Origin of the sequence: Mesorhizobium sp. Cs1321R2N1 (genome assembly GCF_037179725.1) — a bacterium.
GTDB lineage: Bacteria > Pseudomonadota > Alphaproteobacteria > Rhizobiales > Rhizobiaceae > Mesorhizobium > Mesorhizobium salmacidum.
Genome location: NZ_JAPYKP010000198.1, coordinates 1 through 7,799, shown reverse-complemented (window position 1 = coordinate 7,799; position 7,799 = coordinate 1). Strand labels below are relative to the sequence as shown.

8 protein-coding genes are annotated in these 7,799 nt (G+C 66.7%); 3 read left to right on the top strand and 5 right to left on the bottom strand.

Features of this window, described 5'->3' with window-relative positions:
* A partial coding sequence (locus tag O7A61_RS29590) for an NfeD family protein (protein ID WP_337132763.1) occupies window positions 1–247 on the top strand: 247 nt, incomplete at its 5' end.
* Window positions 244–999, top strand: coding sequence for a slipin family protein (locus O7A61_RS29585; protein ID WP_337132762.1), 756 nt, complete (start codon window positions 244–246; stop codon window positions 997–999). The genes O7A61_RS29590 and O7A61_RS29585, both read left to right, overlap by 4 nt.
* A 90-nt stretch (window positions 1,000–1,089) precedes the next feature.
* Here the strand turns inward: O7A61_RS29585 and O7A61_RS29580 are convergent, their stop codons facing one another.
* Entirely contained in the window at window positions 1,090–2,019 is a 930-nt protein-coding gene (locus O7A61_RS29580) for a LysR family transcriptional regulator (RefSeq protein ID WP_337132764.1), read from the bottom strand.
* Between the two features lie 98 nt (window positions 2,020–2,117).
* Between O7A61_RS29580 and O7A61_RS29575 the strand changes: the two genes are divergently transcribed.
* Window positions 2,118–3,128, top strand: a complete 1,011-nt coding sequence (locus tag O7A61_RS29575) for a zinc-dependent alcohol dehydrogenase family protein (protein WP_337132761.1) — start codon at window positions 2,118–2,120, stop codon at window positions 3,126–3,128.
* 45 nt (window positions 3,129–3,173) lie between these two features.
* On the opposite strand, the gene O7A61_RS29570 is transcribed toward O7A61_RS29575, so the two are convergent.
* From O7A61_RS29570 to O7A61_RS29555, 4 genes are all read right to left on the bottom strand, one after another.
* Entirely contained in the window at window positions 3,174–5,468 is a 2,295-nt protein-coding gene (locus O7A61_RS29570; RefSeq protein ID WP_337132760.1) for a xanthine dehydrogenase family protein molybdopterin-binding subunit, read from the bottom strand.
* Window positions 5,465–6,448, bottom strand: a complete 984-nt coding sequence (locus O7A61_RS29565; RefSeq protein ID WP_337132759.1) for an FAD binding domain-containing protein — start codon at window positions 6,446–6,448, stop codon at window positions 5,465–5,467. The genes O7A61_RS29570 and O7A61_RS29565 overlap by 4 nt, the downstream gene beginning before the upstream one ends.
* Window positions 6,445–6,927: a (2Fe-2S)-binding protein gene (locus tag O7A61_RS29560; RefSeq protein WP_337132758.1), complete on the bottom strand. Its 483-nt coding sequence runs from the start codon at window positions 6,925–6,927 to the stop codon at window positions 6,445–6,447. The genes O7A61_RS29565 and O7A61_RS29560 overlap by 4 nt, the downstream gene beginning before the upstream one ends.
* A gap of 89 nt (window positions 6,928–7,016) precedes the next feature.
* Window positions 7,017–7,799: xanthine dehydrogenase family protein molybdopterin-binding subunit (locus O7A61_RS29555; protein WP_337132757.1), on the bottom strand; the 783-nt coding region annotated here is incomplete at its 5' end.

Sequence of the window (7,799 nt, the reverse complement as noted above, 5' to 3'; positions counted from 1 at the left end):
CGGCACCTATCTCTGGGCGGCGCGCCGGAAGCCGCCGCGCGTCGGCGGCGAAGCAATGCGCGGCCAGCCGGCCGAGATCCTCGACTGGCAGGGCGGCGAGGGTCATGTGCTCGCCTTGGGTGAGCGCTGGCGGGCCAGGGCCGATGAACCCGTCGCGGCCGGCGACAGCGTCGAGGTGACCGAGATCGCCGACCTCGTGCTGACCGTGCGACGGCGCGACGCGGGAAGGAATGGAGCAAGGCAATGAACATCGGTTATGTGGCCTACCTGGTACTTGCGCTTCTTGTGGTCATGTTCCTGTCCGCGGCTATCCGCATCCTCAGGGAATATCAGCGCGGCGTTGTCTTCACGCTCGGCCGCTTCACCGGGGTCAGGGGACCCGGCCTCATCATTCTGATCCCCTTCGTCCAGCAGATGGTGAAGGTCGACCTGCGCGTGGTGGTGCAGGACGTGCCGCCGCAGGACGTGATTTCGCGCGACAACGTCTCGGTGAAGGTCAATGCCGTGCTTTATTTCCGCATCGTCGACGCCGAGCGGGCGGTCATCCAGGTCGAGGACTACATGGCCGCCACCAACCAGCTGGCGCAGACCACGCTGCGATCGGTGCTCGGCAAGCACGAGCTCGACGAGATGCTGGCCGAGCGCGACAAGCTCAACAGCGACGTCCAGGAAATCCTCGACCAGCGCACCGATGCGTGGGGCATCAAGGTGTCCAATGTCGAGATCAAGCATGTCGACCTCAACGAGAACATGGTCCGCGCCATCGCCAAACAGGCCGAGGCCGAGCGGCTGCGGCGCGCCAAGGTGATCAATGCCGAAGGCGAGCAGCAGGCGGCGGCGAAACTGGTCGAGGCGGGCCGCATGCTGGCCGCCGAGCCGCAGGCCATGCAACTGCGCTATTTCGAGGCCTTGCACGACATCGCCGGCGAGCGCTCATCCACGGTGGTGTTCCCGCTGCCGGTGGACTTGCTCAGCCAATTCCTGAGGCACGGGAAGTGAGGGAAAGGGCATCGGCGGAACTGCCAATCTCCCCCACGAGGGAGGAGATTGGCTGTATCTCCGTCTTCGCCAGCCACATAGCTTCAACCTTCACCGCCGCCAGGGCGGCTCCGGCGCGAAGCGCTTGCCGATCCAGTCTGTGAAGGCGCGGGTCTTGGCGGCTTTTCCCTTGGCCGAGGGCGTGACGACGTAGACCGCGCCTTCGTCCGCCAGCGTCCACTCCTCCAGCACGGGCACCAGCCGTCCGTCGGCAAGCTCGCGGCCGACCAGCCAGTCGGTGCTCATCATCAAGCCGACGCCTTGCACGGCGGCGTCGACCAGCACTTCGGCATCGTCGGTGACCAACGGCCCCGAAACCTCGATGCGTGCGCGCCGACCCTCGCGGTCGGTCATCTCCCAGGCTGGAAAGGTCTGGAAGCCCGAGAAGCCCAGGCAGGCGTGGTCGAGCAGCGCCTGGGGCGTCTCCGGCCTGCCCCTGCGGGCGAGATAGGATGGAGCGGCGCAGAGCAGCCGGCGTCGCGTTGGCACCTTGCGTGCCACCAGGCGCGAATCCTCCAGGCTGCCCAGCCGCACGGCGACATCGAAGTTCTCGGCGACCAGATCGGTGAAGCGGTTGGAGAATTCGGCCTCGATGCGGACATCGGGAAATTCGGCAAGGAATTGAGGCAGCAGCGGCCCGATCCACATGCGCCCGAACGTGCCGGGCAGCGCCAGCCTGAGCACGCCGCGCGGGCCGCCCCCGGCATGCGCGGACGCGACGGCCTCGGCCTCGTCGACGGATGCGAGGATGGCGCGCACACGCACCAGGAATTCGGCACCCGCTTCGGTCAGCGACACGCTGCGCGTCGTGCGCGAGAGCAACCTCACCCCAAGCCGCGCCTCCAGCGATTGCAGGCGCCGCGACAGGATGGTCGCGTCGCGCCCGACACGTGCCGCCGCCCGGGTGAAGGAGCGCGCCTCGGCGATAGCGGCGAACGCGGCCATCTCGGCAAGGGCAGCGGGTTCGTGAGATTGCTGCATCATTCACAGTTCTCAATTGCAAAGAACAAGGATTATCCGGAGATAGCGCAGCAAATAGGTTCACTCAATCGAACAAATCGTCCCACCGGAGTGAAACCATGAAAGCCATCGAACTCAGCCAGCCCAGGCTGGACGCCTTCCGCGCCGCCACCGTTGCAACCCCCGAACCGCAGCGCGGCGAGGTGCTGATCCGCCAGCGTGCGGCGAGCCTCAATTTCGTCGATGTGGCGGTGGCGAGCGGCAATTATCCCGGACCGAGTTTCCCGCTCATCCCCGTCGCCGACAGCGCCGGCGAGATCGTCGCGCTGGGCGAGGGCGTTACCAGATTCGCCATTGGCGATCGCGTCATCGCGCATGCCAAGCCGCGCTGGATCGGTGGACCGCCGCGGCCCTACGAGATGACGCAGATGCGCGGCGTCTCGATGCCGGGGTCGCTGGCCGAATATGTGGCGCTGCCGGCCAATTCGCTGGTGGCAGTCCCGGCGCATCTCTCCTTCGAGGCGGCGTCGACCCTGCCGATCGCCGGCACCACCGCCTGGAAGGCCATCCGCGCCGCCAATGTCGGGCCGGGCTCGGTCGTCGTGCTGCTTGGCACGGGCGGCGTCTCGATCTTCACCCTGCAGCTCGCGAAAGCCGCCGGCGCCACCGTCATCATCACCTCGTCGTCGGACGAAAAGCTGGAGCGGGCGAAGGCGCTCGGCGCCGATCATCTCATCAATTACCGCGCGACGCCCGACTGGGACGGCAAGGTGCTGGAGCTGACCGGCGGCCTCGGCGCCGACCTCATAGTCGAGACCGGCGGCACGGCCACCTTCGCCCGTGCCGTCAACGCCACCGCGCCTGGCGGCACGCTGTTCACCATCGGCTTCGTCACCGGTGCGGAAGCCACGATCAATCTGCTGCCGGTCATCATCAAGGCGCTGAAGGTGGTCGGCAACAACACCGGATCCGTATCCGATCTTCTCGACGCCGCCCGCGCCATCGGCGCAGCCAGGATCGAACCGGTTGTCGACAAGGTGTTTTCACCTGATCAAGCGAGCGAAGCCTACACCCACATGGCCGCCGGCGGCCTGCATTTCGGCAAGCTGGTGTTCGGGCTGGAGTGGTGAAGCAGCCGATTTCCCCCTCGAGCGGGGAGGTTACTCGCCTCCTCCTCAGATCAGCTTTTCCAGCGTGATCGGCAAATCCCGCACGCGCTTTCCCGTTGCGTGGAACACCGCATTTGCGATCGCCGGCGCCATGCCGACGATCGCCAGTTCGCCGACACCCTTGCCGCCGAGCACGGAGGAGTGCAGGTCGGGGATGCCGACCGAGATCACCTCGATGTCGGGGACGTCGGCGTTGGTCGGGACGAGATAATCGGCGAGGTTGTTGTTGACGATGCGGCCGTGGCGGCGGTCGACGATGCCTTCTTCGAGCAGCGCCTGACCGATACCCATGATGATGCCGCCTTTCCACTGGCTTTCGGCCAGCTTCGAATTGTAGAGCCGGCCCGAATCCAGCGCCGACACCACGCGCGATACGCGCACCGTGCCGAAATCCTCGTCGACGCGCACCTCGACGAAATGCGCGCACCAGGAATGGCGGGAATAGTCGCCCTCGGTGTGCGGCAGCGCCATGGCGATGGTGGTGTAGTTCTTGTAGCGATCCTCTGCCGTCGAATTGGCCGGCATGGTGTCGCCGGTCGCCTCGATGCGGTCGCGGCCGATGCTTTTGAGCAGTTCGGCGATCGAGACATCGGGACCATCGCCGCGAGGCGAGCCGATGCGGCCATTGGCGACGACCAAAGTGTTGGCCTGCAGCGTGTGAAAGGGCGAGCGCGGATCGCTGATGGCCAAGCCGATCAGCTGGTCGAGCGCCGAGCTCGCCGCCTTGTAGACCGCGCCCGTCATCACGCCGGCCAGCCGTGAGCCGCCGGTGACGCCGGCGCGGGGAAACCGGGAATCGCCGAGCTTCACCACGACGTCGTCTGCGCTCACGCCAACCGTTTCGGCGGCGGTCTGCGCCAGGATTGTGTAGGTGCCCTGGCCCATGTCGATCGAGGAGCTCTCGACCTCGACCGAGCCGTCGGCCAGAATGCGCACCATCGCTTCGCCATAGGCGCGCCGCACCGGATAGGTGCCGGCGGCGACGCCCCAGCCGATCAGCCGGTTGCCATCGCGCATGGAGCGCGGTTCGGCTGTGCGCCTGGCCCATCCGAAGCGTTCGGCACCTCCTGCAAAAGCTTCGCGCAACTGTCTGGTCGACCAGGCTTTTTTCGCGTGCGGGTCCTGTTCGGCGTAGTTCTTCAGCCGGATCTCCAGCGGATCGATGCCGACCTCGTAGGCCAGCTCGTCGATGGCGCTTTCGATGCCGAAGGCCGATGGGTTTTCACCCGGCGCGCGCATGGCGCCCGGCATCACCGAATTCACCCGCACGACATTCTGTTTCGACGAGAAGTTCGGCGTCGCGTACATGATCGAGGTGACCGAACCCAGCGGCTCGACCCACATGCCGTCGATGGACGTTTCGTTGACGCCGCGATGCACGATCGACTGTATCATGCCGTCACGGTCGGCGCCGATCGTCACCGTCTGGCGGGTCGCGGCGCGGCCGCCATAGCTGGTGAAGGTCTGCGGCCGCGTCATCACCAGCCGCACCGGCCGGCCGAGCATTTTCGCGGCACTCGCGGCAATCGCGCCATGGCTGAGCGCCAGTGCCTTGGAACCGAAGCCGCCACCGATATAGGGCGAAACCAGCCGCACATTCTCGAACGGCACGGCGAACCATTCGGCATAGGTGCGCGCCATGCCGTCCAGCCATTGGCTCGGCTCCCACACGGTGAGGTGGTCACCCTCCCAGCGGGCGATCAGGCCATGCGGCTCCATCGGCGCCTGGTATTCGCGCGGCGTGTTATAGGCCGCGCAGATGCGCACCGGGGCGGAGGCGAAGGCGGCGGACGCGTCGCCCCATTCCTTGGTCATGGCATCGATCGGAATGCCGTCGCCGGCCTTGCCGTCGCTGAGGTCGACGATTGCCGGCGTCTCGTCATAGCTGACCTTGACCAGCGCCGCCGCGGCGACCGCCTGCTCGAAAGTCTCGGCGACGACGGCGGCGACGTGCTGGCCCGAGAAGGTGATGTCGCGCGCCAGCGGGCAATAGGGTTTGTCGGGCGGCGGGGTGCCGAACCAGTCCGAGGCGCTTCTCAGGCTGATGATGGTGTCCGGGGTCAGCACCTTGAGTACGCCCGGTGCTGCCTCGGCCGCCTTGCTGTCGATGGCGCGCACCTTGCCGGATGCGATGGTACTTTCGACCAGTGCGGCGTAGGCGAGGCCTTTGAGCTGCTGCTCGACGGCGTATTTGGCGGCACCCGTGATCTTGGCCGGACCGTCGACGCGCGACAGCCGGCCGCCGACCGCGTCCGCGCCGCCGTCGAACGCATCGCCATGTCTGATGTTGTGAACGGTCATGCCGTTTCTCCCATCTTGAGAATAGCCCGTGCGACGACGCGCGGCGCGAGCTCGATCTTGTAGTGGTTGGCGCCTTGGTCGACGGCGCCTTCGACGGCGAGCAGGCTGGCGGCGCGAACAGCTTCCGGCTCGAGCACCTTGCCTTTCAGCGCGGCTTCCACGGCCCGCGCCCGCCAGGGTTTGGTGGCGACACCACCGAGCGCCACGCGCAGATCGCGGATGGTGCGTCCGTCGGATTCCAGTTCGAGCCCGACGGCGGCACTGGCCGCGGCGAACTCGTAGGATTGCCGGTCGCGGATCTTCAGATAGGTCGAACGGCGAGCGGCTGCGGAGGAGGGGATTTCGATGGCGGTGATCATCTCCCCCGGCTCGATCGCGTGTTCCCTGTCCGGCGTCGTGCCGGGCAACAGGAAGAAGTCATCGACCCGGATGCGCCGATCGCCGAGACGGACTGTCGCGTCGAAGGCGACGAGCACGGTGGCGAGATCGCCTGGGTACATGGCGATGCAGGCGTCGCTGGTGCCGAGCACGGCATGGCCCCTGGTGACGCCGCCGATCGCCGAACATCCGCTGCCTGATACACGCTTGTTGCAGGCCGAAAAGTTCGAGGGATCGCGGAAATAGGGGCAGCGCGTGCGCTGCATCAAATTGCCTCCTATGGTCGCCATGTTGCGGATCTGCGCCGAGGCCGCTTGCCATAGCGCCTCCGAGATGGCGGGGAAGCGGCTCTTGATGTCGTCGTGGTCGGCGACATGGCCCATCCTGGCGAGCGCGCCGATGATGGTGCTGTGCTCGCCGATCTCGATCCGGTCCAGCCCCTTGAGATGGGTGATGTCGACCAGCGTGTCGGGTTCGGCGACGCCGCATTTGGCGAGGTCGATCAGCGTGGTGCCGCCGGCGAGCAGCATGGCGCCGGGGAGCGCGGCCGCCTGGCGGGCGGCGTCGACCGAAGTGGCGCGAAGATAGGAAAAATCCCTCATGACGCGGCCTCCAGCGCTGCCTGGCGCACGGCGGCGACGATGTGCGGATAAGCGCCGCAGCGGCAGAGATTGCCGGCCATGTATTCGCGGATTTCCTCGTCCGAGCCGGCATGGCCCTCCCGAATGCAGGCCACCGCCGACATGATCTGGCCTGGCGTGCAATAGCCGCACTGGAAGGCGTCCTGTTCGAGGAAGGCAGCCTGCACGGGATGCAGTTCGCCCTCCCGTGCAAGCCCCTCTATGGTGGTGATGGTGCGACCCGCGGCCTGTGCGGCCAATGTCAGGCAGGCCAGCACGCGCTCGTCGTCGACATGGACGGTGCAGGCGCCGCACTGGCCATGGTCGCAGCCCTTCTTGGTGCCGGTCAGGCCGAGCCTGTCACGCAAGGCATCGAGCAGCGTGACACGCGGTTCGAGTTCCAGCGTGTGATGCTGGCCGTTGATATCGAGATGGACAGGAATTGTGGTCTTGCTCGTCATGGGCGTCTGGCTCCAGTTGCTTGACGCTTGGGGAATGAATTGGAGTTAGGGTAGGGACGGTCCAACCGTTGCTTCGGACGGACCGCTCCTCACCCCAGCAGGTCCTCGATCCGGATCGGAAAGCGCCGTGGGCGCACGCCGGTCGCATGCCAGACCGCATTGGCCACGGCGCCGGCCGTGCCGGTGATGCCGATTTCACCGACGCCCTTGATGCCGAGTGCGTTCACGTGAGGATCGTCCTCGTGAACCAGCAGCGCCTCGACCGACGGCACGTCGGCATTCACCGGGACATGGTATTCGGCGAGGTTGGCATTCTGGATCCGGCCGGAGCGCCGGTCGGTGACGGCTTCCTCATGCAGGGCGAAGGAAACGCCCCAGATCATCCCGCCATAATACTGGCTGCGCACCAGCCGCGGATTGATGACCCGTCCGGCAGCGAACGCGCCGACCAGCCGGGTGACGCGGATCTGGCCTAAATCCGGGTCGACCTTCACCTCGGCGAACACGGCGCCATGCGCGTGCTTGGCGTAGGTCTCCTGCGACGCCGGATCCGGAGCGCCCTTGCCATGGCCTTCGATCTCGGCAAGGCCCGCGCGGGCGAGGATCTCGCTATAGCTTTCGCCGCGGCTTTCGTCATCGCGGCGGTAGAGGCGTCCGCCGCGCGCCAGGACACCTTCGTTGCCGGCGCCGAACAGCGGCGAGGCTTCGTTGCCCGTGGCGAGGTCTGCAAGCCTGGCGATAACGGCCGCACCCGCACTGTGGATGGCCATGCCGGCCGTCGCCGTGTGACCCGACCCGCCGGCGATGCCCGCATTGGGCAGGTCGGAACTGCCGGCCCTGAAATCGACCTGGTCGATGTCGAGCCCCAGCCC